The 26,689-nt window shown below is 31.3% G+C and carries 32 protein-coding genes and 1 tRNA gene; 11 read left to right on the top strand and 22 right to left on the bottom strand.

The annotated features are described in order from the left end of the window. Positions 1–117: 117 nt before the first annotated feature. From ACZ49Z_RS13305 to ACZ49Z_RS13335, 7 genes are all read right to left on the bottom strand, one after another. On the bottom strand, positions 118–690 hold the full coding sequence (locus ACZ49Z_RS13305) for a DUF1572 family protein (RefSeq protein WP_464304796.1): 573 nt from the start codon (positions 688–690) through the stop codon (positions 118–120). Then, positions 677–904, bottom strand: coding sequence for a DUF6095 family protein (locus ACZ49Z_RS13310; RefSeq protein WP_464304797.1), 228 nt, complete (start codon positions 902–904; stop codon positions 677–679). The genes ACZ49Z_RS13305 and ACZ49Z_RS13310 overlap by 14 nt, the downstream gene beginning before the upstream one ends. Before the next feature lie 3 nt (positions 905–907). Continuing rightward, positions 908–1,615: a hypothetical protein gene (locus ACZ49Z_RS13315; protein ID WP_464304798.1), complete on the bottom strand. Its 708-nt coding sequence runs from the start codon at positions 1,613–1,615 to the stop codon at positions 908–910. Positions 1,616–1,617: 2 nt separating this feature from the next. Beyond that, complete coding sequence (locus tag ACZ49Z_RS13320; protein WP_464304799.1) at positions 1,618–2,082, bottom strand: hypothetical protein; 465 nt, start codon at positions 2,080–2,082, stop codon at positions 1,618–1,620. Between the two features lie 12 nt (positions 2,083–2,094). Beyond that, complete coding sequence (gene murQ, locus ACZ49Z_RS13325) at positions 2,095–2,904, bottom strand: N-acetylmuramic acid 6-phosphate etherase (RefSeq protein ID WP_464304800.1); 810 nt, start codon at positions 2,902–2,904, stop codon at positions 2,095–2,097. Positions 2,905–2,975: 71 nt separating this feature from the next. Continuing rightward, on the bottom strand, positions 2,976–3,686 hold the full coding sequence (locus ACZ49Z_RS13330) for a ZIP family metal transporter (protein WP_464304801.1): 711 nt from the start codon (positions 3,684–3,686) through the stop codon (positions 2,976–2,978). Beyond that, the gene (locus ACZ49Z_RS13335; protein WP_464304802.1) at positions 3,686–4,429 is read right to left on the bottom strand and encodes a class I SAM-dependent DNA methyltransferase; all 744 of its coding nucleotides are present in this window, start codon (positions 4,427–4,429) and stop codon (positions 3,686–3,688) included. The genes ACZ49Z_RS13330 and ACZ49Z_RS13335 overlap by 1 nt, the downstream gene beginning before the upstream one ends. Positions 4,430–4,570: 141 nt before the next feature. On the opposite strand from ACZ49Z_RS13335, the gene ACZ49Z_RS13340 reads away from it, so the two are divergent. After that, entirely contained in the window at positions 4,571–5,737 is a 1,167-nt protein-coding gene (locus ACZ49Z_RS13340) for a THUMP domain-containing class I SAM-dependent RNA methyltransferase (RefSeq protein WP_464304803.1), read from the top strand. Positions 5,738–5,749: 12 nt separating this feature from the next. Continuing rightward, positions 5,750–5,983, top strand: a complete 234-nt coding sequence (locus ACZ49Z_RS13345; RefSeq protein ID WP_464304804.1) for a hypothetical protein — start codon at positions 5,750–5,752, stop codon at positions 5,981–5,983. A gap of 156 nt (positions 5,984–6,139) precedes the next feature. Here ACZ49Z_RS13345 and ACZ49Z_RS13350 read toward each other — a convergent pair whose 3' ends face one another. From ACZ49Z_RS13350 to rlmD, 4 genes are all read right to left on the bottom strand, one after another. Continuing rightward, positions 6,140–7,396: a sensor histidine kinase gene (locus tag ACZ49Z_RS13350; RefSeq protein ID WP_464304805.1), complete on the bottom strand. Its 1,257-nt coding sequence runs from the start codon at positions 7,394–7,396 to the stop codon at positions 6,140–6,142. An 82-nt stretch (positions 7,397–7,478) separates the two neighbouring features. Further along, a complete protein-coding gene (locus ACZ49Z_RS13355; protein WP_464304806.1) occupies positions 7,479–8,174 on the bottom strand; it encodes a DUF6048 family protein in 696 nt (231 codons plus the stop codon). Next, a complete protein-coding gene (locus ACZ49Z_RS13360) occupies positions 8,146–8,673 on the bottom strand; it encodes a DUF6452 family protein (protein WP_464304807.1) in 528 nt (175 codons plus the stop codon). The genes ACZ49Z_RS13355 and ACZ49Z_RS13360 overlap by 29 nt, the downstream gene beginning before the upstream one ends. Positions 8,674–8,745: 72 nt before the next feature. Further along, the gene (gene rlmD, locus ACZ49Z_RS13365) at positions 8,746–10,158 is read right to left on the bottom strand and encodes a 23S rRNA (uracil(1939)-C(5))-methyltransferase RlmD (RefSeq protein ID WP_464304808.1); all 1,413 of its coding nucleotides are present in this window, start codon (positions 10,156–10,158) and stop codon (positions 8,746–8,748) included. 151 nt (positions 10,159–10,309) lie between these two features. Between rlmD and ACZ49Z_RS13370 the strand changes: the two genes are divergently transcribed. Further along, the gene (locus tag ACZ49Z_RS13370; protein ID WP_464304809.1) at positions 10,310–10,597 is read left to right on the top strand and encodes a hypothetical protein; all 288 of its coding nucleotides are present in this window, start codon (positions 10,310–10,312) and stop codon (positions 10,595–10,597) included. A 107-nt stretch (positions 10,598–10,704) separates the two neighbouring features. Here the strand turns inward: ACZ49Z_RS13370 and ACZ49Z_RS13375 are convergent, their stop codons facing one another. Further along, the gene (locus tag ACZ49Z_RS13375; RefSeq protein WP_464304810.1) at positions 10,705–12,549 is read right to left on the bottom strand and encodes a DEAD/DEAH box helicase; all 1,845 of its coding nucleotides are present in this window, start codon (positions 12,547–12,549) and stop codon (positions 10,705–10,707) included. Positions 12,550–12,708: 159 nt separating this feature from the next. Here ACZ49Z_RS13375 and ACZ49Z_RS13380 point away from each other — a divergent pair, with 159 nt between their 5' ends. Then, entirely contained in the window at positions 12,709–13,314 is a 606-nt protein-coding gene (locus ACZ49Z_RS13380) for a trimeric intracellular cation channel family protein (protein ID WP_464304811.1), read from the top strand. On the opposite strand, the gene ACZ49Z_RS13385 is transcribed toward ACZ49Z_RS13380, so the two are convergent. Both ACZ49Z_RS13385 and ACZ49Z_RS13390 read right to left on the bottom strand, forming a co-directional pair. After that, positions 13,302–13,883, bottom strand: a complete 582-nt coding sequence (locus ACZ49Z_RS13385; protein WP_464304812.1) for a non-canonical purine NTP diphosphatase — start codon at positions 13,881–13,883, stop codon at positions 13,302–13,304. The two genes, ACZ49Z_RS13380 and ACZ49Z_RS13385, sit on opposite strands and share 13 nt — an antisense overlap. Positions 13,884–13,886: 3 nt before the next feature. Then, the gene (locus ACZ49Z_RS13390; protein ID WP_464304813.1) at positions 13,887–14,771 is read right to left on the bottom strand and encodes a lysophospholipid acyltransferase family protein; all 885 of its coding nucleotides are present in this window, start codon (positions 14,769–14,771) and stop codon (positions 13,887–13,889) included. Between the two features lie 88 nt (positions 14,772–14,859). Here ACZ49Z_RS13390 and ACZ49Z_RS13395 point away from each other — a divergent pair, with 88 nt between their 5' ends. Next, entirely contained in the window at positions 14,860–15,501 is a 642-nt protein-coding gene (locus ACZ49Z_RS13395) for a rhomboid family intramembrane serine protease (protein ID WP_464304814.1), read from the top strand. A 50-nt stretch (positions 15,502–15,551) separates the two neighbouring features. Beyond that, complete coding sequence (locus ACZ49Z_RS13400; RefSeq protein ID WP_464304815.1) at positions 15,552–16,235, top strand: SIMPL domain-containing protein; 684 nt, start codon at positions 15,552–15,554, stop codon at positions 16,233–16,235. Between the two features lie 61 nt (positions 16,236–16,296). On the opposite strand, the gene ACZ49Z_RS13405 is transcribed toward ACZ49Z_RS13400, so the two are convergent. The 7 genes from ACZ49Z_RS13405 to ACZ49Z_RS13435 form a co-directional block, all read right to left on the bottom strand. After that, positions 16,297–16,377: transfer RNA gene (locus tag ACZ49Z_RS13405), tRNA-Tyr, on the bottom strand. A 169-nt stretch (positions 16,378–16,546) separates the two neighbouring features. Further along, positions 16,547–17,659, bottom strand: a complete 1,113-nt coding sequence (locus ACZ49Z_RS13410; RefSeq protein WP_464304816.1) for a redoxin domain-containing protein — start codon at positions 17,657–17,659, stop codon at positions 16,547–16,549. A gap of 69 nt (positions 17,660–17,728) precedes the next feature. After that, the gene (locus ACZ49Z_RS13415; protein WP_464304817.1) at positions 17,729–18,865 is read right to left on the bottom strand and encodes a redoxin domain-containing protein; all 1,137 of its coding nucleotides are present in this window, start codon (positions 18,863–18,865) and stop codon (positions 17,729–17,731) included. A gap of 124 nt (positions 18,866–18,989) precedes the next feature. After that, positions 18,990–20,399, bottom strand: a complete 1,410-nt coding sequence (locus ACZ49Z_RS13420) for an MBL fold metallo-hydrolase (RefSeq protein ID WP_464304818.1) — start codon at positions 20,397–20,399, stop codon at positions 18,990–18,992. 121 nt (positions 20,400–20,520) lie between these two features. Then, on the bottom strand, positions 20,521–21,300 hold the full coding sequence (locus ACZ49Z_RS13425; protein WP_464304819.1) for a sulfite exporter TauE/SafE family protein: 780 nt from the start codon (positions 21,298–21,300) through the stop codon (positions 20,521–20,523). Continuing rightward, a complete protein-coding gene (locus ACZ49Z_RS13430; protein ID WP_464304820.1) occupies positions 21,300–21,932 on the bottom strand; it encodes a Crp/Fnr family transcriptional regulator in 633 nt (210 codons plus the stop codon). The genes ACZ49Z_RS13425 and ACZ49Z_RS13430 overlap by 1 nt, the downstream gene beginning before the upstream one ends. Before the next feature lie 123 nt (positions 21,933–22,055). Next, positions 22,056–22,937 (bottom strand): SIMPL domain-containing protein, encoded by an 882-nt coding sequence (locus tag ACZ49Z_RS13435; RefSeq protein ID WP_464304821.1) that lies wholly within the window; start codon positions 22,935–22,937, stop codon positions 22,056–22,058. Positions 22,938–23,099: 162 nt separating this feature from the next. On the opposite strand from ACZ49Z_RS13435, the gene ACZ49Z_RS13440 reads away from it, so the two are divergent. From ACZ49Z_RS13440 to ACZ49Z_RS13460, 5 genes are read left to right on the top strand one after another with little or no spacing between them, the layout of a single operon-like run. After that, the gene (locus ACZ49Z_RS13440; protein WP_464304822.1) at positions 23,100–24,002 is read left to right on the top strand and encodes a hypothetical protein; all 903 of its coding nucleotides are present in this window, start codon (positions 23,100–23,102) and stop codon (positions 24,000–24,002) included. Continuing rightward, positions 24,002–24,550, top strand: a complete 549-nt coding sequence (locus ACZ49Z_RS13445) for a hypothetical protein (RefSeq protein ID WP_464304823.1) — start codon at positions 24,002–24,004, stop codon at positions 24,548–24,550. Before ACZ49Z_RS13440 ends, ACZ49Z_RS13445 begins: the two co-directional genes overlap by 1 nt. After that, entirely contained in the window at positions 24,537–25,073 is a 537-nt protein-coding gene (locus tag ACZ49Z_RS13450) for a hypothetical protein (RefSeq protein ID WP_464304824.1), read from the top strand. Before ACZ49Z_RS13445 ends, ACZ49Z_RS13450 begins: the two co-directional genes overlap by 14 nt. Before the next feature lie 2 nt (positions 25,074–25,075). Next, entirely contained in the window at positions 25,076–25,243 is a 168-nt protein-coding gene (locus ACZ49Z_RS13455; protein ID WP_464304825.1) for a hypothetical protein, read from the top strand. Continuing rightward, the gene (locus ACZ49Z_RS13460) at positions 25,212–25,433 is read left to right on the top strand and encodes a hypothetical protein (RefSeq protein ID WP_464304826.1); all 222 of its coding nucleotides are present in this window, start codon (positions 25,212–25,214) and stop codon (positions 25,431–25,433) included. The genes ACZ49Z_RS13455 and ACZ49Z_RS13460 overlap by 32 nt, the downstream gene beginning before the upstream one ends. 1 nt (position 25,434) lies before the next feature. On the opposite strand, the gene ACZ49Z_RS13465 is transcribed toward ACZ49Z_RS13460, so the two are convergent. Beyond that, positions 25,435–26,661 carry a DUF1015 domain-containing protein gene (locus ACZ49Z_RS13465; protein ID WP_464304827.1) on the bottom strand — a complete coding sequence of 409 codons (1,227 nt, stop codon included), beginning with the start codon at positions 26,659–26,661 and terminating at the stop codon, positions 25,435–25,437. Positions 26,662–26,689: the final 28 nt, after the last annotated feature.

A 26,689-nucleotide genomic window follows, 5' to 3' on the forward strand; every position in this document is an offset into this window, starting at 1 on the left:
TTTTTTTAAGGAGCTATTTCCAGCTATTCGCTCTATCTGTTTTTGCGAAGAACAAAACAATTTGAATGAGACGCTATTGTTTCTCGCAAAAACAGGATGCCGCTTCTATCTGGGCTATTATAATTTTTTCAATTCATCATCAGTAAAATGCTTCACACTTTTTTCTTTGGAAAATTTATCAGCATTATAAGCATTCGATTTGTTTTTAGGAATAGACAAACTATTCCAGTTACTTTGCTTTAGCATTTTGGCATAAAACACTATTTGTCCAATATGATAAGGATAGTGGGCTAGTTGTCTATTAATAGCATCTAAAGCCGTTTGTCCTTCATTTCTAATATAAATAATTTTTGATAAATCGTCTGCTTGTAGTGCATTTATAGCTTTAAAAAAACAATCCCACCCTTCATTCCAAAGGTGCAATAATTCTGTTTTAGAATGGTTTGTGTTTTCAAATTCAGCATCACGTTCTCTCCACTCTTTTTCTCCGTCTGTAGTAAGAAAATCAGTCCAACGAGAAAGCATATTGCCATGCATGTGCTTAATTATAGTCGCAATAGAATTTGTATCGTCATTTACAGTAGTAAATAATTGAATCTCTTCTAACTGTTCTATCGCTTTTTCGGCAATAGTTTTGTAATAAAGCATTTGCTTTTTTACACTGGCTAAGTAAATGTTATTTATTTCCATCGAATAAGCTTTTCATAATTGTATTTAAACCTTTAAAACCAAGAAAAATAGCAAAACCGCAAATGAGGATTCCTAAAATTAAAATATATAAAAATAAAGGACTCTCTTCATTTTTAAAGGAACTATTAATCACAATTGGACCAATAAATAATAAAGGTAAACATCCAGATAAGTATTTAATGCCTTTGGCTAAGATTTTCCGATTAGTTGCCATTTTTTAATTGTTTTTTGGTGGAGGTGGTGGAGGCAGTGGTTCAAAAATCCTATTTCCAACACCTAGATAAATACTTGATTTTTTTATTTTTATTTCTTCAGTTTCTTTTTTGTTTAGTTCACAAATCTGTTTGCTAAATTGTTGAAGAGCCATTTCTTCATAATACAATTGGTATCCTTTTTTGACGTTTAAAAACACGTTTTCAATAGTTTTTTTTTGACTGGGCTTGTCCCAATAAAACATGAAATTTACGTTGTCGCTTAAATCTTCATTTTTTAAACAATCATAAATATTTAATGACAATGAGTCTAAAGTGATTGGTCTATCTTCAAAGAGCAATTGATTGTCCTTGTTTAATAAAATACGATAATAAAAAAGATTATTAATACAAATTGCACAATTTTTGCATTTATTATGTAGTTTCACATTTATTGCTTCATTGTTTTCTAGTTGCAATAGAAACTCATTAGTTTGGCAGCAAGTTTCTTTTTTTAGCTTTATAGAAATTTCTTCCAATAACTCATTGCGAAACTGATTGTAATTAATTGAAATACTTGGTAGCGAATCATGAATGCCTAACAGATAATTTTCAGTATTACAATATTTAAATGCTTTGTTAGAAAATAAAAAATAAGAGCAAACTAAAAAAACTGTAATAAAAACAATTACTACAGTCGCGCTATTGTTACTATATTTTATTTTCTTTCTCAATGTTAGAAAGTCATATTGAAACCAATACCGTTTTGATTGGTGATTACCTTCAAGTCAAAGTTAAAACCTAATGAAGGACTATTTCCTTTAACACTTTCATTATAGGTATCAATACTTTTGTTTAAGATTTTTGTACGTCCAGAAAGAACAGGAATAGAAACTGCAATTAGTCCAGCACCCACATAAGTGAAACCCGATGGGTAATCAACATCAGAAACTAGGCCTTTAACCACGTCTCCAACAATAAACCCTGCACCAGCACCAAGAAGTAAGCCTCCAATAGATTCTTTGCGTTTCGATTTTTTATAGAGCTGAAGTGCTTCTGGGTTTGCAGCTAAGGTTTCAGTAATTTTGTGCTTATAAATGTGTTCCCCATCAATATAAAATTTCTTATCTCTTAGTTCAATTTGTTGCGAAAAAACCAAACTTGTAATCGATAAACTTAAAAGTAAAAGTATTGTTTTCATTGTATCTGTTTTTTATTTATAATTGTCAACAGCATTTCGAACACTGCCATATTTTTTTAATAATTCTCCAGCTTGTTTATAATCTACAGGAATTTCTTCCATAATCATTTTGGTACCTCTGTCCACTAATTTATCATTACTCAATTGCATATCTACCATTTTGTTTCCTTTCACTTTCCCTAATTGAATCATGGTTGTTGTAGAAATCATGTTGAGCACTAATTTTTGAGCTGTGCCGGCTTTCATCCTACTACTTCCTGTAACAAATTCAGGTCCAACGACCACTTCAATAGGAAACTGAGCTGTTTTTGCTAACGGGCTACCCGCATTACACGTAATACAACCAGTAATAATGTTGTTTTCGTTGCATTTTTCTAGACCACTAATAACATAGGGTGTTGTTCCAGAAGCTGCAATTCCAATAACCACATCTTTTGAAGTTATATTATGTGCTTCTAAATCTTTCCAAGCTTGTGTAGTATTGTCTTCTGCATTTTCAACGGCTCTACGGATGGCAGTATCTCCACCAGCAATAATTCCTAAAACCAAATCGAAAGGCACACCAAAAGTTGGCGGACATTCAGATGCGTCAACAATTCCTAATCGTCCAGAAGTTCCAGCTCCAATATAAAAAAGTCGTCCTCCTTCTTTCATTTTGGTCACAATTTCTGTAACTAAATGTTCAATTTGTGGTAATGCTTTTTCTACAGCAAGCGGAACGGTTTTGTCTTCATTATTAATGTTTTTTAATAAATCTGTAACCGACATTTGTTCTAAATGGTCATATTTGGATGCTTGTTCTGTTGTTTTAGTAAAACTCATTGTTTGCATGATAATTAGCTAATTTACAAAGATTTTTTTTGATTTGGAGTTTTAGCGTTAGAAATTCTTATTTACATAAAATAAGCCAAAATAATTCCCAATATAATAACCGATAATTTTGCTAAATTGAATTTATGTCCTTCACTACTTTCGAAAATTATGGTAGAGGATATATGAAATAGGATACCAATAACAATTCCAGATATTTGCGTATAATAATCGGCTAAGAAGTGGAGATTATCGGCTAAGAATGTTCCAAGTGGCGTCATGAAAGCAAATATTATCATAAAGAAAAAAATGGCTTTTTTATTTAACCGTGCATTAATAAAAAAAGTAGTCAGAATAATAGCAATAGGGAAGTGATGAATAGCAATTCCGTAGGCAAGATGATTATGATTACTAATAGGCATGCCTTCTAATAACGCATGCAAGCACAAGCTAAAAAAAAGTAACCAAGGAATTTGTTCCATGGTTTGATGTCCGTGCACATGACCGTGTTCTGCACCTTTTGAAAAATATTCCAAAATGATTTGAAATACAATTCCAATCATAATAAAAATTCCTATTGCATTACGATGGTCATGATGATGTCCTTCATGGTGATGTAGTCCTGCTTCATATACTTCGGGTAATAAATGCATGACTGTTAGCGATAATAGAAAAGCACCACTAAAGGCAAGTAGCAGTTTTAAATTTTTCTTACTTTTTGGTGTAAAATATAGCGCAATGAAGTAACCAAGTAAAACTGAAATTAAAGGGAATATATAGATACTGAATGCCATTATTTAAATATCATGATTAATCTTTCCGATTGGTTTTTGAAGAATTTTTGCAATTTATAATTACCAAAAACATCGAGTAAATAAATGCCTGCCTCTTCCATCATTTTTTCAAAATCTGCTAAACGAAGTGCTTGTACTTTCTCTGTGAATTGGAAATCTTCACCATCGGCATTAAATTTAATTTCTTTATAAATATGGTTGTCTTTTACATATCGTTTAATATGAAAATCGATGTTTTCTACGGTTTTAATTTCTTCTGGAACAAGATTATCAATTACATAGTTCACATTCATAAAGTCAATACAAGCAAAACCTGTTTCGTCTAAGCTGTTATGTATGGCTTTTAATGTTTTTAAATTATCTGCATCGTCATCAAAATAGCCAAAACTTGTGAATAAATTAAAAATTGCATCATATTTGTTTTCACAAACTTCTCGCATGTCGTGCACTTTGAATTTTAATGTTGCATTGGCATATTTTGATGCTTCATTTATACTGTTTTCTGATAAATCTGCACCTGTAACTTGATAGCCTAACGAATTTAAATAGATAGAATGTCTTCCTTTACCACACGCTAAGTCTAAAATTTTAGCTTCTTCGGGTAGATTTAAATAATCTGTTAGGTTGTCCATGAATTGTTGTGCTTCTGTATAGTCTCTATCCTTGTATAAAATGTGATAGTAGGGTGTATCAAACCAAGAAGCAAACCATTTATTTGACGTAGTTTCTGTATTTTCTATCATTATTCTTTTTCTCACTAATTAATCTTGCAAATTTAGTGTATTTTTGCACTTTAATTCTAATTTTTGGAAAGATAGATTTCTAATTGGAGTTTTTTTAAGGAATATACAAAGCAAATTTGTAGTTGATATTAAAAGTAAGTGATGGAAAATTATAAAATGGTAGCCAAAACCTTATTTGGTTTTGAAGAACTATTAGCAAAAGAGTTAACTCAATTAGGAGCTCAAAAAGTAGAACAAGGCACACGTGTGGTTAATTTTGTTGGAGATAAAGGGTTTATGTATAAAGCAAACTTAGCATTAAGAACAGCTTTAAAGATATTAAAACCTATAAAAACGTTTAAAGCCTATAATGATAAAAGTTTGTATGATGGCATTCAAAAAATAGACTGGTCTAACTATTTGAACGAGTATAAAACATTTGTTGTGGAAACAACCTTACATTCTGAGCACTTCAATCATAGTCAGTTTGTTGCTTTAAAAACAAAAGATGCCATTGTAGATCAGTTTAGAGACACTACGGGTAAAAGACCAAATATTGATAAAGATTTTCCAGATTTACGCATTCACGTGCATATAGATAGAGATTTAGTAACAGTTTCTTTGGACAGTTCAGGAGAATCATTGCATAGAAGAGGCTATAAAACTGCGACTAATATTGCACCCATTAATGAAGTTTTAGCAGCAGGAATGTTGTTGCTTTCGGGTTGGGATGGTACAAGTCATTTTATAGACCCTATGTGTGGTAGTGGAACGATTTTAGCAGAAGCAGCAATGATTGCATGTAATATTCCAGCAAATATTAACCGAAAGGAATTTGCTTTTGAAAAATGGCAAGATTGGGACAGCGAATTGTTTGACAAGGTGTTAGAATCGTTATTAAAGAAAACAAGAGAGTTTCATTATACAATTACAGGATATGATAAAGCTCCAAGTGCTGTTTCTAAAGCAAAAGATAATATTTATAATGCTAATTTGGATGAATATGTATCTATTCGTCAGGCGAATTTCTTTGAAACAGAAAAAATGACTGATGGGCCATTACATATGGTTTTTAATCCACCTTATGGTGAACGTTTGGATATTGAAATGGAACGTTTTTATAGAGAAATTGGAGATACTATGAAGCAAAAATATCCAAATACAAACGCATGGTTTATTACTGCTAATTTAGATGCATTAAAATTTGTTGGTTTAAGACCAAGTAGAAAAATTAAATTATTTAACGGGAAATTAGAAGCACGATTTGTTAAATATGAAATGTATGCGGGCAGTAAACGAACTAAATTTCAAACAGACAATAACGATTAAAAAAAAAGTACTATGAGTAAAAAAACGAAAGCATTTTTATATAATTTTTTAAGCTTTGTTGCTCTTTATATTCCTGCATTATTTTTAGTAAAATCTATTGCAAATTCAGAAAGTTTTATGGTTTCTATCTCTGCCTTTGTTATTTCGTTGGTTCTTGGGCCTAAGTTTCAATATGTGAAAACTAATGATGGAGAAAAAATATTTATGAAATGGATTTTTGTTAAAGGAATTAAAGAAGTGAAGTAATAAGTGAAAAACACAATTAGAAAGTCTTGACGTTGTTGTTGAGACTTTTTTTATGCTCTATGATTACTCATGGAATGAGATTATTACAAATGGTGATTTTTGGAATAGTATTGTTCTTTTTAGCAGCGAAAAGAAAATTATTTTAAAAGAATAGGATTATAAAGGCAATTTGAAAGAAGCTAAAGTTCCTTTGTTTGGCTTGCTTTTAAGGCTGAGTGTGCCATTGTTTTGTTTTATCATTCTATAGCAAAAGCTAAGTCCGTAACCTTGCCCTTTTTCGTTTAGAGTGCCAAAAGCAGGTGTTGTTTTTTCATTGGCAACTATTTTTTTAATTGTTTCTTTACTCATTCCCGTGCCAAAATCTTGAATTGATATATTTAGAGTATTATTCTTTATGGTATATGTGATAATTATTTTGGAATGATTATGAGAAAATTTGATACTGTTTGTTAAAAAGTTTCGTAAAACAGTTTCAATTAATGTTTCATTGTGATAAACTTTTGTTTTGTCATCATTTTTGTTTTCAATTATGATATTTTTTTTGGAAAGGTTTAATTTGTTTTGCAATATGACATTTTCAACTAGATGATACAAATTGAATTCTTTTTTAGAGTGGAGTTCATTATTTAGGTTTTGACTCCAATGTACTAATCCTTCTATTATAGTAATGCCATTAGTAGCTGCTTCTTTCATTAAAATATTGAATTGCTTTTTTTCTTCTTGATTTTTGGTTTTTTCCAGAAGGTCTGTAAGCATTATTAATTGCGAGAAAGGTGTTTTTATATCATGTCCAATAATTTTAATTAACTCATTTTTAGAATGAATTAGTTGCTCTAATTCCAAATTTTTATAATGTATGATCTCTTTTTTTTCTTCAATTTTCTTTTGAAGGTTAATAAAATAATTATGCACTTTATAACCTGCATAACTTGTTCCTAAAGTAAGAGAAGTATAAAAAAGATATTTTTCTATTGGGTAGCCTTCGTTATTTACAATATAGGAGCTAATAATGAAGATAAAATTGAGAGCAATACAAATGAGCATGTGTATTGGTTTAATGAGGGCACCTGTGGCAAATGTTATTATTAAAAAAATTAATTCTGTTTTTAGAAAATAGCTCTCAAAATGATGATGACTTTCAATTCTATAGGGTAGGGAAACTGTTATGCTTAGTAGTATAGAATAAAATGCTAATACTAGTAATGTGGTGTTTTTAATATAATTGAAATAGCATAGTGCTAATGAAAGTAGAATGAAAACTAAATTTATAATGTCTTTATAAAAGAAAAATGAATTGTGATTTGTTTTGTATTCATTAGCAGTATCAATTATTATTGTGATAATTATAACGGATAGAATAATTTTAAGAAGACTTTTATAAGTCTGGCTTTCATTATCAAAAAGTTCCTTCATGGAGATGTCTCTTTAGTACTTAAAGATATGAAAATATAATAAAATGGTGTTGAAATGTTATATTTTTATTTTTTTGGAAAGATTATTTTTTGTATAAAGGAATAAAATAACTTAATGTATAGTTAAATCCGGCTCCAAATTTACCGTCATAGGTTCTATTAAAACCAGGAATATAAAGGTTGTCAAAAGTTTCTGGTTTCTTTTGTGATAATAAATAATTTAAACGTAGCGAAAAGCCTAAATAAAAATTATTGAAAATTTTAGTTTTTACACCTCCCACGACTTCAATCCAACTAGCATTTAACCCGCTAAATTTTTCGTTGACTAGGACTGTGTTTTCGCCATAGAAATTAGTTGGATCATAAATTTTATATGCGTTTAGGTTTTGACTAAAAGTACTCATGCCGTAACGAAGTCCAATATTAATATTGTTTTCCATATCCAGCCAGTTTTCATAGGAATTATAGTCGAATCCTACTTTAAAATAGGAACCTTTGGTGGTGAAGTTTACTCTATCATCAATAACTGTTTTTTCTTCATTTCCAATTTCTGCTGCGATATAGTGCTTTTTGGTAAGACGATAATCACCAACAATTTCTAGTCCTTGGTAGTTTTTGTCATAAAAAGATTTTGTTAACCGATGCAGGTCGATGCCTACTCGCAAACCATAACGTTCAGGATATAATGGTTTTTTTGTGTTCAAACTATCCTGAGAAAACCCTTGCCATGAAAGCAAGAATAGTACAAGACTAAAAATATATTTTAATATGTGTTTCATCTTCGTTTTCAATTTTTACGTTTTCTACGGTTATGCTTTGAATCCAGTTTGTGGTATTAGTAATATTTGTTGGGTTTGTAATTTCAAATGTGGTTTTGTATCCACAAGCTCTTGAAATATAGGTGTCTTTTTTGGTATAGGTAAAAGTTAATTCTTCTGTTGCTTCACCAGTGCCACCGTTATTTAGTATAAAGTTAAATTTTGTTTCTGAAGCATTGGTTCGCAGTGGGACTAAAATGGTACTGGTGTTAAATAGATAACGATTTATATTATTTCTATCTGTTATAGAAGCATTAGCAATTAAAGTATCGTTACTAATTAACTCTTTAATCATTAAGTTTGTAACCGATTTAAGCTCTGTAGGAAGTGCATTATTATAGAATTTAAGTACAACACGTGGAGTAGTGGGTGTGGTTTCCGCACATAAATCATCTTTTTCGCAGTTCCAAAATGAAACTGCAAAAAGAACCATTAAAGTAATGATGCTGTATTTTTTCATACGATACTGTTTTTAAATCTGTACTTGTTGAAGAAGTTTTTTTGTTATTCTTTCTTCAACAAGTTTCTTTTTTTATCTTTTTTCTAAAAGTACTACATTTTCTACGTGATGTGTTTGTGGAAACATGTCCACAGGACGCACGCGTATTACTTTATACATTTCGTCTAGTAGTGCTAAATCTCTTGCTTGCGTTGCAGAGTTACAGCTTACATATACTACTCTTTTAGGTGCAATTTTTAAAATTTGGGCTACTACATCTTTATGCATTCCATCTCTTGGAGGGTCGGTAATGATTACATCTGGATGACCATGTGTCTTGATGAAATCGTCATTGAAAACATTTTTCATGTCGCCAACAAAGAACTCACAATTGGTAATATTATTGCGTTTTGCATTTTCTTTTGCATCGGCAATGGCTTCTGGAACAGCTTCCACACCAATTACTTTTTTGGCTTGTCTTGAGACAAATTGCGCAATAGTTCCTGTTCCTGTATATAAATCGTAAACTAATTCTTCTCCTGTTAATCCTGCAAACTCACGTGTGATTTTATACAATTCATAAGCTTGTTCCGAATTGGTTTGGTAGAACGATTTGGCATTGATACTAAAATGTAATCCTTCCATTTCTTCTAGAATGTAGTCTCTCCCTTTATATAATTTAATATCTTGGTCATAAATGGTGTCGTTTGGTTTGCCATTAATAACATATAATAAGGACGTAATTTCTGGGAAACGCGTTGCAAGAAAATCTAACATTAATTCTCTTTGTGCTTTGTCTTCTTTGAAAAACTGAATTAAAACCATGATTTCGCCAGTAGAAGCAGTACGAATCATTAGTGTTCGCAATAAACCTTCATGGGCACGAGGATTAAAGAATTCTAATCCGTTTGCAACAGCAAATTCTTTTACTTCATTGCGAATGGCATTGGAAGGGTCTTGTTGCAAATGGCATTTTTCAATGTCTAGAATTTTATCCCACATTCTAGGGATATGAAAACCTAATGCATTCTTATGTTCAAATTCTTTTCCACTTTTGATTTCTTCATCGGTCATCCAACGGGCATTGGAAAAACCAAATTCCATTTTATTGCGGTAGAAAAATTGTTTTTCAGAGCCTAAGATTGGTTCAAAATCGGGCATTTCGATTTTTCCAATTCTTTTTAGGTTGTTATACACTTCTTGGTTTTTATAAAACAATTGCTTGTCGTAGTGCATGTTTTGCCATTTGCAGCCACCGCAGGCTCCAAAATGATCGCACACTACTTCTACACGATCGGTTGAAAATTCATGAATAGTAGTAGCTTTTCCTTCATAGTAGGCCTTTCTTTTCTTCATGGTTTGCACATCTACCACATCTCCGGGTACTACATTTGGAATAAAAATCACCTTACCATCTGGTGCTTTTGCTACCGATACGCCTTTTGCTCCTGCATCAAGGACTTTTACGTTTTCGAATACGATTTTTTCTGTTCTCTTTCTTCCCATAGCGCAAAAATAAAGTATTGATTAGATTTATAGATATAGTTTAAGAAAAAAATATCGTTTTTATATTTTTTTCTTGAAAGTTGTATTGATTTGTGTCTGTTTTTATAGGATGTAATGACTGTGCTTATGATGTATTTCTATTTTCATTACTATGCTATTCAGAATACTCGTTGCAGTGACTCGAATCTTTGTTGCAGTCGATAATATCTTCGTTGCAGTAATAAATATCTTTGTTACAGTTGCAAATATCTTTGTTTCAGTCGATAAAATCTTTGTTGCAGTGGTAAGAATCTTCGTTGCAGTTGATAAAATCTTCGTTGCAGTCAGTAATATCTTCGTTGCAGTTGCAAATATCTTTATTGCAGTTAGTAATATTTTTGTTGCAGTCGATAAAATCTTTGTTGCAGTGACAAAATTTGACACTTTCCTAAAATTGTGATTTAAGCTCTTTTAATTTCTTTTTAATAGGTTTGTTATAATTTAATACCCAATAAAAAAGGTTCTGTTATTGGAACAGAACCTTTTTTTGGGTTTTATAAACAATGTTTATTCGCTTCTTCTGGAGCGTTTTGCTTTTTCAAAGAATTTTGGGCCATCGTTAGAACGTCTATCGTTTCTATCGCCACCTCTGTCATTTCTTCCTTCAAATCTTCTTTCTCCTCCGCTATTTCTACCGCCGCTACGTCTTTCTCCTCCGTTGCTGTTTCTTCTATCTCCACCACCGTTTCTTCCACTGCTGCGTCTTTCTCCTCCACGACCGTTATGGTCTCTTCTTCTGCTGCTGCTTCCGCCTTCGTTTTTAGAAATTTCTACATTAATTCTTCTTCCTTCTAGGTTGAAAGAGTTTAATACTTCCATTACTTTTGGTGCAAGAGCTGCATCGGTATTAAAGAAAGAGAATCCTTCTTTTACATCTACTTTGAAAACATCGTCACGACCTAGGTCTAAAGTGTCTTTTAGGAAGTCTTTTAAAGTCATCCAATCAAAATTATCTCTAGCTCCAATGTTGATAAAGAAACGAACTGCTCCGTCTGTAGGGATAGTTCCTGCTTCTCTTCTTGTTCCTCCGTCTGAAGCTAAGTCTCTCGACTTTTTATAGTAGTTGATGAATCTGTTGAATTCTACAGATACCATTTTCTTAATCAACTCTTCTTTTGGAAGGTCTTTTAATACTTCGTAGATGGCAGGTAAGTAGGTGTCTATTTCGTGATCTACTTCTACGTCTTTAATTTTATTTGCTAGGTGAAATAATTGAATTTCGCAGATTTCAATTCCAGAAGGGATTGGTTTTTCTTCGAATTTCATTTTTATGATGCGTTCAATTGATGAAATTTTACGCAATTCACTTTTGGTAATAATGACTAATGATGTTCCCGATTTTCCAGCACGTCCTGTTCTTCCTGAACGGTGTGTATATGTTTCTACTTCGTCTGGTAGTTGGTAGTTGATTACGTGAGTAATATCGTCAACGTCAATTCCACGAGCTGCAACATCTGTTGCAACAAGCATTTGAATTTGTCTTCCACGGAAAGATTTCATAACGCCATCACGTTGTGCTTGCGATAAATCTCCGTGTAATGCTGCTGCACTATAACCGTCTTCGATTAGTTTTTCTGCAACGGCTTGAGTGTCGCGTTTTGTTCTACAAAAAACTACTGAAAATATGTCTGGATTAGCATCTGCTAAACGTTTAAGTGCAGCATAGCGGTCGCGTGCACTTACTAAGTAGAACTCGTGCGATACGTTTTCGTTACCTGAGTTTTTGTGTCCAACTGTAATTTCAAGAGGTTTTCTCATGAATTCTTTTGCAATTCGTGCTACTTCTTGTGGCATTGTTGCAGAGAATAACCATGTGCTTTTTTCTTTAGGTGTGTCAGATAATATAGCAGTTATGTCTTCATAGAAACCCATGTTTAACATTTCATCTGCTTCATCTAGTACGCAATAGTTAAGGTTTTTAATGTTAACCATATTACGGTTAATCATGTCTTGCATTCTTCCTGGAGTAGCCACAATAATTTGCGCTCCTCTTCTAATGTGACTAGCTTGTTCTGTAATACTTGCTCCACCATAGATGGCAACAGTATTTAATCCTTTTATGTACTTAGAGTATAGTTTGATTTCATTTGTAATTTGAAGACATAACTCTCTTGTAGGCGATAAAATTAATGCTTGTGTTTCCTTGTTTTCGGCATCAATTTTTTGGATAAGTGGAAACCCAAACGCTGCAGTCTTACCCGTTCCGGTTTGAGCTAACGCTACAATGTCTGTGTCTTTTTCCAATAATAGGGGAATCGCTTTTTCCTGTACTTCCGATGGATTCTCAAATCCAAGGTCTTTAATCGCGAGCAGTAGCGATTCGTTTAGACCTAATTGTTCAAATTTATTCATGTATGTATTTAAAATTGGGTGCAAAAGTACTGTTTATTAATGAGATATGCTAATTTTTTTTAACTTGTTCACTTTCAATGTTTTGATTTGTAAAATAAATGTAAAGAAAGACTGTATTTTTATGTTTGTAAGCCTTATTTTTGCAAAAAATGGAGGATTATGTTTCAGCTTTTGGATTTTATTGGAACTTTTGTGTTTGCGGTTTCGGGTGTTTTGACGGGTTTGAATAAAAAGTTAGATCTGTTTGGTGTTTTTATTATTGCGTTTGTAACTGCTTTAGGTGGTGGAACGCTTCGAGATGTTTTGATTGGGAGAACACCTGTGGGATGGATGATGAATTTGCAGTATGTTTATTTGATTGTTCTAGGGTTTGTTGTTGCAGTTGTTTTTCGAAAAAAGCTTGATAGGTTACGCATTTCAATGTTTCTTTTTGATACTATTGGATTGGGTATTTTTACTTTGATTGGTCTTGAAAAAGGGATTGAAAAAGGTTTGCATCCTGTGGTGTGTGTGGCTTTGGGTACTATTACAGCTACTTTTGGTGGTGTGATTCGAGATATTTTGTGTAATGAGATACCTGTTATTTTTAGAAGAGAAATCTATGCTACCGTTTGTCTTTTGGGAGGGATTTTGTTTTTTGTTTTACAGAATTGTAATGTTACCGACGATTTTTTGTATTTATCAACGTCACTTTTTATGATTGTTTTGAGGCTTTTAGCGGTTAAGTATAAATGGTATTTGCCAACATTAAATTATAAGGTGTAATTTTTTATAAAGGATATAAGTTGTGCTGTGGCTTTACCTCGATGGCTTAAAAGGGCTTTTTCTTTTTGTTCTATTTCAGCAAATGTTTTATCGTGGTTCTCGGGGAGGAAAATAGGGTCGTATCCGAAGCCTTTATCGCCTTTTTTTTCTTCTGTTATGGTTCCGTTAGCAATACCTGTAAATAAATATTGTTCGTTATTTAGGTTTAGTGCAATAACAGTTTTGAAATTTGCCTTTCTGTTTTCTTTGTTTTTGAGAGCAATGAGCAATTTGTTCATGTTGTCATTATCGTTTTTTTGTTCGCCAGCATATCTAGCGGAATATACGCCAGGTGCTCCGTTTAGGGTTTCTACCTCTAATCCTGTGTCGTCTGCAAAACAGTTGTAACCATATTTTTGGCTCACATAGTTTGCTTTTATTATGGCATTTCCTTCTATTGTGGTTGCTGTTTCTGGAATATCGTCGAAACATCCAATATCTTCAAGGCTTAGTATTTCTATTTCTTTGGGAAGCATTTGTTGGATTTCGGCAATCTTGTTTTTGTTGTTTGAGGCAAATACTAGTTTCATGGTTTAATTTGTTTGGTTTTCTCTTTTGTGTTTCCATCTTTTGTGCGTCCATAAGTAGAACTCTGGTGCTTCATAAATTTGTTCTTCAACTTTCTTTATGAAAGCTTCAGAAATGTCGAAATTAGGAACAGTTTTTGCGTTTTCGGTCATTATTTCTAAAGTGGCTTCATAGTAGCCTCTTTTTATTTTTTTGGTTTTTAAAAATACTACGGATAGATCTAGTCTTTTGGCTAGTAATTCCGCTCCAACATGTATGGGGGTTTCAATGCCCATGAATGTTGCCCAATGTGATTTTGTTGATGATTTTGGCGATTGGTCGCTTGCAAAGCCGTAGATGCCTAAAATGCCTTCTCTTTGATTTTGTTCAATCGTTGAAATGGTGTCTTTTGTTGTGATTAAAGTGGCTTTGAATTTGGAACGAATGTGGTGTACAAGTTTGTCAAAGTATTTATTTGAAATCTTTTTGTAGATTCCGTATCCTTTGAATTTGATGTAGTAATTCATTGAGATTACCCATTCGTAGCTTGCATAATGTGCGCAGAGTAATGCAATGCTTTTTTGTTTTTTTTCTAAATCTTTATAGGTATCTAGGTTGGTGAATTTATAGCGTTTTTCTATTTCTTTTCTAGAAATTGTCATTGTTTTAATCATTTCTAAAAACATGTCGCACATGTGTGAATAGGATTTTTTTTCAATGTTCTTTCTTTCTTTGTTGCTTAGGTGTGGTAAAGCTATAGCTAGGTTTTCTTGAACAACTTTTTTACGGTATCCGATAATTCTGTAAACGATGAAGCATACAAAATCGGAAAATAGATAAAGTAATGGAAATGGTAATACTGAAATTAGAAAAATTATGGGGTATAGAAGGATATATACTATTAATTGCATTCTTGCTGTTTTTTTTTACAAATATACTTTTTTAAAATAATAAGGAAATGTATAAAGTATTATTAAATTTACAAAAAAAAAAGTTTGTATGGATTTACTTTTAATTGTAATTATAGCGGTAACTGTTTTGGTGAGTTATAAAGGGTTTAATGATTTTAATTTTTTTAGGAAATATGAGTTTCATATTGGTAGTATTCGAAGTGGTGAGCAAATCAGGATGATTACGTCTGGGTTTCTTCATGCAGATATGATGCATTTGGCTTTTAATATGATTACTTTTTATTTTTTTGCACCTTATGTTTTGAGTTATTTGGGGTCTATTTATTTTTTGTATGTGTATTTTGGGAGTATGATTGCGGGGAGTATGCTTACTTTGTATATGCACAAGAATGATTATTCTTATAGGGCAATTGGAGCATCAGGAGCAGTAACGGGTGTAATATATAGTTCGGTTCTATTGTATCCGGAAATGGATTTGTATTTGTTCTTTATTCCAATACCAATTCCTGGTTATGTTTTTGGTATAGGGTATTTGTTGTATTCTATCTATGGAATGAAGGCCAAGAGGGATAATATTGGTCATACTGCTCATTTTGGAGGTGCTATTGGAGGATATTTAATTACATTGATGAAAGAACCTTCTTTGTTGCAAACGAATACTCGAATGGTTGTTTTGTTGACTATTCCTATTATTATATTGTTTTATATGCATAAAACGAATAAGTTATAATTTGGCATGAGAATTGAATAATACTAACAAATAATTAAATATAAACAGATATGAAAAAAGTAATTTTAGTTTTAACATTTATTTCAACAATAATGCAAGCACAGGAAAGTAAGTTGGTTCCGCAGATTTCAGTTTCGGGAGAAGGGAAGGTAAAGGTGGTGCCAGATCAGGCAGTAATTACAGTAGGGGTAGAGAATAAAGGGAAAGATGCTACTGAGGTGAAAAAGAAAAACGATGAAACAGTCGATTTGGTAATTAAAACAATAAAAAAGTTAGGGATTCCTGCTTCAGATTTTCAAACGCAAAGAGTTTCGTTGTATAAAAATTTTGATTACGAAACGAAAAAAGAGTATTTTGTTGCAAATCAAACAATTAAAATTGAATTGAAAGATTTATCAAAATATGATGCTGTAATGATGGATTTGTTAGGAAGCGGTATTAATCAAATTCAAGGAGTGGAGTTTAAATCTTCTAAAATGGCTCAATATGAAAGTGAGGCTAGAAAGAAAGCAGTATTAGATGCTAAAAAGAAGGCTGAAGATTATGCTTCTGTATTGAACCAGAAGGTTGGTAAGGCAATTGTGATTTCGGATAACACACAAGCAGCTTTTCCGCAACCAATGTATAGAAATGTAATGGTGAAAGAAATGGCAATGGGTGGAGACAATGAAACCTTAGCTGTTGGAGAGATTGAGATAGATGCTAATGTGACTATTAGTTTTGTGTTGGATTAAGTTTTGATCATATTACTATAAAAAAAAACACTTAAGATTTCTTAAGTGTTTTTTTATTTAGTGGGGAGAGCAGGATTCGAACCTGCGAAGGTTTCCCAACGGATTTACAGTCCGTCCTCGTTGGCCGCTTGAGTATCTCCCCAACGCTATCTTTGTTTCAGTAAAGCGATGCAAATATAGGGCGGTTTTTGAAATAAACAAATGTTTTTTTGATTATTTTTTAAAGTATTTTGTAAGTAATTGTGAATGAAAAGTATAAAAAAAACTTCCATCGGAAGTTTTTTAAAAAATATTGTTTTTTAGGTGGATTTTTAGTCTAAAAGCTCTTTGACTTTTGCTTCTAATTCTTCTCCACGAAGGTCTTTTGCAATTATAATTCCTTTTTCATCTAGAATATAGGTGGCAGGAATTGATTTGATATTGTATAATTCTGCAATTGGGTCTTGCCAAAATTTTAAATTAGAAACGTGAGCCCAAGTTAAATTGTCTTTTTTTATAGCTTCTTTCCATTTTGTACCATCACGGTCTAAAGAAACACCAATCATGTTTAAGCCTTTTGAATGGTATTTGTTATACATTGCTACAACATTAGGGTTTTCGGCTCTACAAGGGCCACACCAAGAAGCCCAAAAATCGATTATTGTGATTTTTCCAAGAGACTCTTTTAAAGAAATCATTTTTCCGTCTGGTGATGGTGCAGAAAATTCTGGTGCTTTTTTGCCAATGCTAAGATTGTTCATTGATTTTAAAGTTTTTTCAATGTTTTTAGCATAGGATGTTTCTAAAGACTCTTTTCCAAGCGTATTGTAGAACTCCTCTGTTTCTTCTTTGGTAATTGATTTGTTTGCCATTAGGTTTTCAAGTAATAATACCGAAATAAAGGCTTTTGGATTGTTTTTGATGAAGTTTGTAGATACCGCTTTCATCTCATTTTGGATTACTGTATAGTCTTCCATTATTTTGTTAATAGTCGCAGTGTCTTTTGTTTGCTGAGCTGTTTGCATTTTGCTCATGTTTTCTTGTTGAAAACGTTGCATTTTTTTGTTTACAGCTCCAATTTTGTCGCTAAACTCTTGAAATTTTATATTGTTTTGTGTGCCTCCAACTTTAGATTTGTTTAGACTGTCTTTGTCGAATGTTATTGCAATTTTTCCTTTCTCTAAAATAAAGGGTAGCCCTTGTTTCTCTTTTTCGAGCTTTAAAAATGCAATGTCTAAAGTTTCTATAGAACCTTTAAATTCAAATGTTCCATTTTGAATAATTGTACTGTCTTTTAAGATTGGAGCATTGTTTTTTATTTCTTCAATAAAAATTTTAGAATTATTTAATGAAGTATTAATTGTGCCAGAAACAGTAAATTGTTTTTGTGCATTTGCATAGAAGACACAAAAAAATAAAAGTAGTGTAAAGTGTGTATTTTTCATTTTTTAAAAATATAAAAAAATCTCCGAAGTGGAGATTTTTTTGATAAGTATTGTATTGTTTTTTTGAGATTATTCTCCTAAAAGTTCTTTTACTTTTGCTTTTAATTCTTCGCCTCTTAAATCTCTTGCCACAATGTTTCCTTTTTCATCTAAAATAAATGTAGCAGGTATTGATTTAACGTTATATTGTTCTGCAATTGGATCTTGCCATCCTTTTAAGTTAGAAACATGATTCCAAGTTAGACCATCTTTTGTGATAGCTTCTTTCCATTTTTCACCGTCTTTGTCTAAAGAAACACCAATAATGTTTAATCCTTTTGCGTGATATTCGTTATATAGAGCCACTACAGCAGGGTTTTCCATTCTACATGGTTGGCACCAAGAAGCCCAAAAATCAATGATAGTAACTTTACCCATAGACTCTTTTAAACTAATTGTTTTTCCTTCTGGTGATGGAGTAGAAAAGTCTGGAGCAGTTTTGCCAACTTCTACACTTGTTGCAGCAGTAACAATTTTTAAAATATTTTTTCCGCTTTTGGTTTCGTTATATTTTCCTTTAGATTTATCTAAATGTGTTTTTGCTTCTTGTGGTGTTAGTATTTGATTTAATAAAAGATTTTCGATTAACAATATACTAATAAAAGAATCTGGATTGTCTTTTAAGAAGGCTAAAGGTACTGTTTTACTAATCTTTTCTTGTAGCGCTTCATATTCTTTTTGAATATTTTTTACAGTTACAGAGTCTTGATTTTGTTGTGCTGTTTGCATTTTAATCATATTTTCTGCCTGAAACTTTTGCATTTTTTTGCTTACAGCAAATGATTTTTGATTGAACTCATGAAATTTATCATTGTTAAGAGTTCCTCCAATTGTTGATTTGTTTAAACTGTCTTTGTCAAATGTTACTGTAATTTTTCCTTCTTCTAATACAAAAGGTAGCATTTTTTGATCGCCTTCAATTTTAAAGAAAGCGATGTCTAAGTCTTTAATTTCTCCAGCAGAACCTTTAAATTCGAACTTACCATCTTTAATAACCGCAGTATCTTTAGTTATTGGTTCTCCATCTGAACGTAATTCAATAAAAACTTTCTTTCCGTTTTCTACTACACCAACTATAGTTCCGTTGATATTGTATTGATTTTTTAACGCTTTTTCGCAAGAGATTAAAGCGAAAGTTGCAGCTAGTACTACTAAAAATTTTTTCATTTATTATTTATATCGTTTTGTTTGATGGCAAATGTATTTATTTTTCAAGCGAAAATTAAAAATTTTTGCCTAATTTTTTCATAAAAAAAAGAGAGTCAAGGAATTCCTTGACTCTTTGATTGTTTTATTTTAAAGTTGAAGGACAAACCTCTTGTGTTAAAGGAATCGACGTGTTTTTTATACCAGACATTCCTTTTTCTACATTAATCATATTGTGGTATCCTCTCGATTTCATGATTGAGGACCAAATTACGGAACGATAACCACCAGCACAATGAATATAGAATTGTTCTTCTTTGGGTATTTCTGCTAGATGATCGTTAAGAAAGTCTAGTGGAATGTTTTTTGCTTTGTTTATGCGTACAGAAGTATATTCCGCGGGTCTTCTACAATCTATAACTGGTTTGTTTTCGTAGTGTTTTTCAAACTCTTCTGGTGAGATAGATGTGATAGAATCAATTTCTTTGTTCTCCTTAATCCAAGCTGCCATGCCACCATTTAAATAGCCCAAAGTGTTGTCGAATCCTACTCTAGATAATCGCATTACGGTTTCTTCTTCTTTTCCTTCTGGTGTGATTAGTAGGATGGGTTGTTTTACATCTCTAATTAAAGCACCAACCCATGGTGCAAACTGTCCATGAAGTCCTATGAAAATAGAATTTGGAATATGTGCTTTAACAAAATCGGCTTCATTGCGAACGTCTAATATTACTGCTTCTGTTGTGTTTGCTATTGCTTCAAACTCATTTGGGGTTAAAGGGTTGTTTGCTTTTTCTTTAACAGTGTCTAGGCTTTCGTAACCTTGAATGTTCATTAGCACATTTTGAGGGAAATAGGCAGGAGGAGGTGTTAGACCATTGAGTAATTCTTTTTTAAATTCTTCAATTGTCATGTTGGCTCTTAATGCATAATTTGTCTTTTTTTGATTGCCTAATGTGTCTGTGGTTTCTTTACTCATGTTTTTTCCACAAGCACTTCCTGCACCATGATTTGGATATACGATTAAATCATCACTTAAAGGCATTATTTTGTTTCGAAGCGAATGAAATAAGTATTCTGCTAATTTTTCTTGGGTTAATTCTGCTATTAATTTTTGGGCTAAATCTGGTCTGCCAACATCTCCAATAAACAAAGTATCACCAGTAATTATACCGTGTTGTTTTCCGTTTTCATCAATCAATAAATAGCAAGTACTTTCTAAAGTATGTCCTGGGGTATGAATGGCTTTGATGGTATAGTTGCCAATTTTAAATTCTTGGTTGTCTTCTGCAATAATTGCTTCAAAGTTTGGGTTGGCTGTGGGACCGTATACAATATTAGCGTCTGTCTTATTTGCTAAATCTAAATGTCCAGAAACAAAATCGGCATGAAAGTGAGTTTCAAAAATGTATTTAATTTTAGCATTGTCTTTTGCTGCTCTGTTAATATAGGGTTCAACTTCTCTAAGAGGGTCGAATATAGCTGCTTCACCGTTATTTTCAATATAATAGGCAGCGTGTGCAATGCAACCTGTATAGATTTGTTCTATTTTCATTTGTGCTTTATTTATTAGTTTATATATATGAGCTACATTTATAAGAAGAGTAGCGTTATTACTGAATATCTGAGAACAAAGCTACGAATAAATAATTTTTAAAGAAGTAACAAAGGTTACTTTACAACAATTCTTTAACTAAAATTAGTGTTGCCATTACAAATACGAAGTAGGTAAAACCTTTTTTTAAGTATTTTTCATTTATAAACTTATTTAAATACATTCCAATGAATACACCTAAGATGGATAATGCTGTAAAAGAGAGTAGAAACAACCAGTCTATAGTATGGTTTTGCAAATCTCCAACGAAACCAATAGAGGAATTAATCGCAATAATAAATAATGAAGTGCCAATTGCTTTTTTCATGGGTAATTGAGCAAAAAGGACTAATGAAGGGATTATTAAGAAACCACCACCAGCTCCTATGAGTCCAATAATTATTCCGATGCAGAATGTTTGAATTATTAATACTTTAATGGATGTTTTTTTACCTTTATTTTGTTCTTCTCTTTTTTTAAGCATTGCAAAAGCTGAAAAATACATAATAATTGCAAAGAATAGCATTAAAAATGTTTCTTTGGTTAAAGTGTGATTTTCAAATGAAAAAAAAGTATCGGGCAGTCTTGGGATGATGAAGCGTCGGGTTAAATATACTGCAATAAATGAAGGAATAGCAAATAATATTCCCTTTTTGAAATCGACAAGTTTGTTTCTATAGTTTTGAAAAGCTCCAACCATGGATGTTGCACCAACAATAAATAATGAATATGCTGTGGCAATTATAGGGTTTATGGATAGCATATAGACTAAAATTGGAACAGTAAGCAAAGAGCCACCACCGCCAGTTAGGCCTAATATTATTCCAATGAATACTGCTCCTATATAGGCAATGATTTCCATTAAAACTCTAAGATTTCAATTTTATTTCGATGTAGTTTTATTTTTCCTTGTAATTCTAAACTTTTTAAAAGTCTAGAAACGACAACTCTTGAAGTGTGCATGTCGTAGGCTATTTGTTGGTGTGTGTTGAGAATTTCTGTTTTGCCTATTACTTTAGCCTTGTCTGTTAGATATTTATATAATCTTTCATCTAAATTCATAAAAGCTAAAGTGTCTATTGCTTCTAACATTTCGTTTAAACGAATATTATAGCTTTCAAAGACAAAATTTCTCCATGTTTTAAACTGGGTTAACCATTCTTCCATTTTTTCTATTGGAATCATAAGCATAGCACCGTTGTTTTCTGCAACTGCTCTAATTTTACTTTTTGATTTGCCCATACAACATGTTAAAGTCATTGCGCAAGTGTCGCCTCTTTCTAAAAAATAGAGTAATAATTCGTCTCCATTTTCATCTTCTCTTAGAATTTTTATTGCACCATGTAGTAATAATGGCATCGATTTTATGTAATCTCCAATTTCAATTAAATTATCATCGGCTTTAAATTCTTTATATATAGCTATGTTTTCAATTTCATTGAGTAATTCTTCTTCAAAAATATATCCGTAGGCTTCTTTTAGTATTTCGTTCATTATAGTTGTGGTTGTATAATTTTATAATCAAAGATACTCTATTCTTTATAATTCTTTCTGTTACTTTTGTTACACAAGCAAATATGTTGTTTCGAACGAATATATTTGCTTGTGAATTATATTCTATAGAGAGTTATCAATTTTGTATGCAATACTAATGTTTAGTACATATTGTATTCCAACTTCCGATTGTGCCATGTTGATTATTTTGTCAAAACTGTTGGTGTTTATTCCCTCATAATAATGGGTTGTGTTTTTTCTTGCTAGTTTTTTTATGAAATTTTGATTGCGGTTTCTATAATAGGTTTCAATTTCAGAGTTTTCAAAGGCTTCATATTTTTTATACTGAGTATTTGGAAAGATAGTCGAAAAATCTTCCGTAGCATTTGGCGTACCAATTATTCTTTTTTTAAACGCTTTAATGTAGGTTTCTTTTTTATGTTCTGCAATTTTTATAGCTTCTTCAAGTAGTTTATTGTGTATTGATAGTATATCATTATTGGAGTAATCTACTTTTATTACATCATAGATTTCATATTTTGATGCCAGTGTAATTATATTTTCAATTTCAGAGAGAGTATTACTTGAAATTATTATGTTTTTCTTTATTTCATATCCTTTTTGGAATTGTTCTGCGGTGTCATTTTCAACACTATAATCATATACTTTGGTTTGCGAAATGAAATCAACGTATATAGCATCTTTTTCGATACCATTTTTGAATAAATCTTTAATAAAACCATTTATTCGTTGGTTAATTTTTGAGTTGCATTGTGCTACAGTTTTGGCTTCTTCGTTTGTGCCTAAAATAATTGTGAAAAAGTCAGCTTTGTTATTAAGTAGTATTTTTACATTAATTGTTAGATGACTGTCGTTAATTGTTGTTGTGCTATTTTTTACAGGATTATTGTCATAACTAGTTCTACTATAAACTTGGTTGCCTCCAATTTGTGATTGGACATTGATGATAATGAATACAAAGAAAAGGGATAAATAATTTTTCATTTTTTAGTTTTTTAAAAGTTTAACATGGCAAACGTACTTTATAGGATGAAAATTAGTTTGGTAAGTATACAGTAAATACATTGTAATGAATTTTCAGTACTTTTACAGTGGTTTTACAGTGAAGGAAAAAAGGGTAACCGTATTTTTGAAAGTATTTTTTATATGACAGATTTAGCAGTGTTTTATGAATTGAAAAAAAGTGTTTTAGAACGCTACAAAACACGCTATTCTTATTTTGAGGAAAGTTGGAAGAAATTTAGTTCTCAGGATATTTTAAATTTGATAGATGATATTCAGGAAACTACAAAGAATTCGGTTAGTGAAAAATGGATTTATACGCATTTAAAGTCCGAAAATAATGAGAAATTACCTCGAAAAGACATGTTGGATATTTTGTCTGTGTATGTTGGAAAAACAAATTGGAATGATTTTAAAAATACATTTGTGGTAGTACAAAGTATTGAGCATAAGAAAGAAAAAGCGTTTTTGCAAACGAATATAAAAATACTAGTGTTTGCTTTCTTTTTAATATTATTGTTTGTGTTTTGGAAATTTGTTTTTTTAAGGAATGAGAGTCGCTCCATTGAGTTACATGAAAAATATAGTAATGATTCTATCTCTTCAAAAAAAGTTAAAGCTTTTACCGTTCAAGATTCCGTTCTAACCGAAATTGAAATTAAAAACTCTAGGATTGCAATTCAAAAAGATGAAAAAATAGTAGTAAAAAGCCCTTTTTATAAGGAAAAAACAATCGATTTACAAAAAACACCAAATGTAGAGAAGGTAGCATTAGAACCAGATGATTATGTGAATATTTTGCAAGGTTTTATTAAAAGTGATATTAAAGATTGGAAGACTAGGAAAGAACAGTTGAATAGAATTTTAGACGAGAATTTGGAAGTTATTGTTATGCTTCAGAATAATTTAGGAGCAGAATATTTTAATAAAGAAGAGTTTTCACAAAAAGTAATTATTCCAACACCTTCCTTAAAAAGTTTGCAGATTGTTGCAGTAGAAAAAAATAAAGAGAACAAAATTATATTTATTCGATTAATAAAAAAATAATGAAAAAAAGAGGCTACATAATTGTATTCATTTTGATGTCTTTATTTGGGTATTCTCAAAGTACTGCTAGGATTTCCGAAAATAAAAATAGCATTGTTTCTAATTTTTCGGAGGCTTCAATTTTGGCATATCAAGATTTGGCTGTAGATAAAATTAACGATTTTTATGGTTATTTAAATTTGTATAAGGAAGAAAATTCGGTTGCGTTACAACAAGAAATAGAGGAGAATATAAGAACTGTTTTTTTAAATGAAGATGTAAGCGTTTTAAATTTTATTGAAAATAAAAATGAAGTTGTTCCTTTGAGTGTTTTGTTAAATGAATGTGAGAAGAGAAGCGCTATTTATGAGGTTTCCAATTTTAAAAAAGAGATGGCTTCTAATGCTAATTTTTTCTTGATAGCTTATGATTTAGAAATTAAAAATGAAAGCATAAAAAAGTATAAATTGATTCAAAAAGTTTATTTTTTTCCGAGTGTTAAAAGTTTCGGATCAGAGAAAAAAAATGTTTGGCAACTTAAATTAGGAGAATTTAATGCAGTACAATAAATATAATTTTCATAAATATACCTTTTGTGTTTTTAATGAAGTAGAAAAAGAAGCTATTGATGGTTTAAAGTTAAGTTATCAAAGTAAATCGGGCAGCAGTTATTATTTTACAAATGAGGGTGTTTTTAGAGTTTCAAATCATTGGGGGAGAGCTGCAAATTGCAGATGGAGATTGCAGACTAATGCAAAAAACACAAATCAGGTTAGTAGAATTGGATATGCTAATTGGTCTGATTTTTATTCAAATAATGAGCAAGGGAAACTTTTTTATATTACAGTAAATAAAGAAAGTGGAGCGGTTGAATTTCAGCATAAAGATAATCCAGAATATACTTCAAATGAAATTCTTAGAAATGCAGTAGCAACTGCAAAAAGGATTCAAACAATTAGAGAGGTTCTTTTAGAAGAAAATTGGTCAAAATATCTTATTTTTGACGATTTAGAAATGCTTCGTAATGAGATTATTGATTTGTTACTTTATACGGATGAAACATTTATAAAAATAAAGCAAAGATTTAACTAAATATGGGAAGGAGAAATGAAAGTAATAGGTTGGCTCATAAAAAGAAAGTTGATGCTAAAAAGAATAGAGAAAATGCTGCAAAAATCAGTTTAAGAGAAAAGCGAAAAGCAATTCTTAATCAATTTAACCAAGATAAAAATGAATCAGGAAAAACTAACCTATCTGCATAACGAAATTCAAAAGATTATTGATGCAATGGCTGTCAAAGAGTTTCGAACAGCCAATAATAAATTAGTCGCTATAAGTGATGAGTTAGACGATTTGTTAGACATGACAGAAGACGATGATATTCTAGTAGAATTAAGTAAATATCAAGTTCTTTTAAATCATTTACAGATCAAATTGAATGCCGCAGAATAGATTATAATTCATAAACAACCAAACCACTTCTAAATTTTGGTTCAATATAAGTGCTTTTTGGAGGCATAATTAAATGGTTATCAGCAAGTGCTTTGATTTCTGAAATATCGGAAGGATATAACATGAAGCCAACTTTAAACCCGCCTTCATCTACTACTTCTTTGATTGTTGTTATTGATTTGTTTCCAGGAATATATTCAATTCTTTCATCGTTACGTAAATCTTCAATTCCTAAAATAGGATTTAAAATTTTATCATATAAGATTTGTGCGTCTAAATTATCTAAAATTGATTTGTTTTCACTTTCAGTATTTTCATGTTTATAATATAAAGCATAAAAATCTCCATCTAAATACATACCAAATTCAAATTTGTTTTGTGGCTTCCACAATTCTTGATCTTTAGATTTAATAATGAAATGAAGAGCAATTTTTTTCAAAAAATCTTCTTTTGAATGATTATTTAAATCACGAATTATTCTATTAAATTCATATATTTTCACATTGCTTTCTGCAATTAAAAAACTCATAAAATAATCCAAATTTGGATTGTTTAATTCTTTATCATCATCATAAAGCTTTTCAGCAGAAGCAGAACGATGATGTCCATCTGCTATATATAAATTAGGGATGTTGTCAAAATGTTCCTGAAGCCAATCAATATCACTTTGTGTGTCTATTTTCCATAAAGTGTGTTTTTCTTTATTGGTTGTAGAAAATTGATTTGTAGGCTGACCTTGCTTCTTTAATAATATCCAAGTGTTTAGTTCTACACTATCTGGATAGGTTATTAAAACAGGCTCCGTATTAAAACGAGTCTGATGCAAGTAATTTTTGAACATTTCAACTCGATACTCTAAAGTGTCTTCATGCTTTTTAATATGATTATTTTTGTAATCAAGAACAGAAGTTCCAGCAATAATTCCAGTGAAATTTTGCTTTTTTGTATTGATTTCGTAAAGGTAGAATACTGGTTTTTCTTCTTGAATGAAGATGTCTTCTGCTTTAAAATCTTTATATTTTAACGCAACTCCTTTAAAACGTTTTTTTAACCCAATGCTTTGCACATTGGCATAGGCAGGACTAATTACATGTAGAAAAGAATAAGGATTGAAATTTAGCCAAGCAGCAAGCTCGGCAGCACTATAATCTTCATAGTTTCTGCAAGAAACTAAACCTATTTTGTCTGGAGCAGGACGAACCGCTCGAAAAGGAACTATTTTTGCCATTATAGATGTTTGTAAAATAGTGATTAGT

This window comes from Flavobacterium sp. KY-23415, assembly GCF_055384985.1.

Bases quoted from the DNA above. Each gene is read 5' to 3' on its own strand.
- ACZ49Z_RS13330 (WP_464304801.1), bottom strand. From the start codon at position 3,686: ATGGCATTCAGTATCTATATATTCCCTTTAATTTCAGTTTTACTTGGT.
- ACZ49Z_RS13410 (WP_464304816.1), bottom strand. From the start codon at position 17,659: ATGAAAAATACACACTTTACACTACTTTTATTTTTTTGTGTCTTCTAT.
- ACZ49Z_RS13415 (WP_464304817.1), bottom strand. From the start codon at position 18,865: ATGAAAAAATTTTTAGTAGTACTAGCTGCAACTTTCGCTTTAATCTCT.
- ACZ49Z_RS13435 (WP_464304821.1), bottom strand. From the start codon at position 22,937: ATGAAAAATTATTTATCCCTTTTCTTTGTATTCATTATCATCAATGTC.
- ACZ49Z_RS13355 (WP_464304806.1), bottom strand. From the start codon at position 8,174: ATGAAACACATATTAAAATATATTTTTAGTCTTGTACTATTCTTGCTT.
- ACZ49Z_RS13345 (WP_464304804.1), top strand. From the start codon at position 5,750: ATGAGTAAAAAAACGAAAGCATTTTTATATAATTTTTTAAGCTTTGTT.
- murQ (WP_464304800.1), bottom strand. From the start codon at position 2,904: ATGAGTTTTACTAAAACAACAGAACAAGCATCCAAATATGACCATTTA.
- ACZ49Z_RS13425 (WP_464304819.1), bottom strand. From the start codon at position 21,300: ATGGAAATCATTGCCTATATAGGAGCAGTATTCATTGGAATAATATTA.
- ACZ49Z_RS13305 (WP_464304796.1), bottom strand. From the start codon at position 690: ATGGAAATAAATAACATTTACTTAGCCAGTGTAAAAAAGCAAATGCTT.
- ACZ49Z_RS13335 (WP_464304802.1), bottom strand. From the start codon at position 4,429: ATGATAGAAAATACAGAAACTACGTCAAATAAATGGTTTGCTTCTTGG.
- ACZ49Z_RS13360 (WP_464304807.1), bottom strand. From the start codon at position 8,673: ATGAAAAAATACAGCATCATTACTTTAATGGTTCTTTTTGCAGTTTCA.
- ACZ49Z_RS13445 (WP_464304823.1), top strand. From the start codon at position 24,002: ATGAAAAAAAGAGGCTACATAATTGTATTCATTTTGATGTCTTTATTT.
- ACZ49Z_RS13395 (WP_464304814.1), top strand. From the start codon at position 14,860: ATGGATTTACTTTTAATTGTAATTATAGCGGTAACTGTTTTGGTGAGT.
- ACZ49Z_RS13310 (WP_464304797.1), bottom strand. From the start codon at position 904: ATGGCAACTAATCGGAAAATCTTAGCCAAAGGCATTAAATACTTATCT.
- ACZ49Z_RS13400 (WP_464304815.1), top strand. From the start codon at position 15,552: ATGAAAAAAGTAATTTTAGTTTTAACATTTATTTCAACAATAATGCAA.
- ACZ49Z_RS13370 (WP_464304809.1), top strand. From the start codon at position 10,310: ATGCTATTCAGAATACTCGTTGCAGTGACTCGAATCTTTGTTGCAGTC.
- ACZ49Z_RS13455 (WP_464304825.1), top strand. From the start codon at position 25,076: ATGGGAAGGAGAAATGAAAGTAATAGGTTGGCTCATAAAAAGAAAGTT.
- ACZ49Z_RS13390 (WP_464304813.1), bottom strand. From the start codon at position 14,771: ATGCAATTAATAGTATATATCCTTCTATACCCCATAATTTTTCTAATT.
- ACZ49Z_RS13430 (WP_464304820.1), bottom strand. From the start codon at position 21,932: ATGAACGAAATACTAAAAGAAGCCTACGGATATATTTTTGAAGAAGAA.
- ACZ49Z_RS13350 (WP_464304805.1), bottom strand. From the start codon at position 7,396: ATGAAGGAACTTTTTGATAATGAAAGCCAGACTTATAAAAGTCTTCTT.
- ACZ49Z_RS13320 (WP_464304799.1), bottom strand. From the start codon at position 2,082: ATGAAAACAATACTTTTACTTTTAAGTTTATCGATTACAAGTTTGGTT.
- ACZ49Z_RS13420 (WP_464304818.1), bottom strand. From the start codon at position 20,399: ATGAAAATAGAACAAATCTATACAGGTTGCATTGCACACGCTGCCTAT.
- ACZ49Z_RS13385 (WP_464304812.1), bottom strand. From the start codon at position 13,883: ATGAAACTAGTATTTGCCTCAAACAACAAAAACAAGATTGCCGAAATC.
- ACZ49Z_RS13440 (WP_464304822.1), top strand. From the start codon at position 23,100: ATGACAGATTTAGCAGTGTTTTATGAATTGAAAAAAAGTGTTTTAGAA.
- ACZ49Z_RS13460 (WP_464304826.1), top strand. From the start codon at position 25,212: ATGAATCAGGAAAAACTAACCTATCTGCATAACGAAATTCAAAAGATT.
- ACZ49Z_RS13465 (WP_464304827.1), bottom strand. From the start codon at position 26,661: ATGGCAAAAATAGTTCCTTTTCGAGCGGTTCGTCCTGCTCCAGACAAA.
- ACZ49Z_RS13450 (WP_464304824.1), top strand. From the start codon at position 24,537: ATGCAGTACAATAAATATAATTTTCATAAATATACCTTTTGTGTTTTT.
- ACZ49Z_RS13380 (WP_464304811.1), top strand. From the start codon at position 12,709: ATGTTTCAGCTTTTGGATTTTATTGGAACTTTTGTGTTTGCGGTTTCG.
- ACZ49Z_RS13340 (WP_464304803.1), top strand. From the start codon at position 4,571: ATGGAAAATTATAAAATGGTAGCCAAAACCTTATTTGGTTTTGAAGAA.
- ACZ49Z_RS13375 (WP_464304810.1), bottom strand. From the start codon at position 12,549: ATGAATAAATTTGAACAATTAGGTCTAAACGAATCGCTACTGCTCGCG.
- rlmD (WP_464304808.1), bottom strand. From the start codon at position 10,158: ATGGGAAGAAAGAGAACAGAAAAAATCGTATTCGAAAACGTAAAAGTC.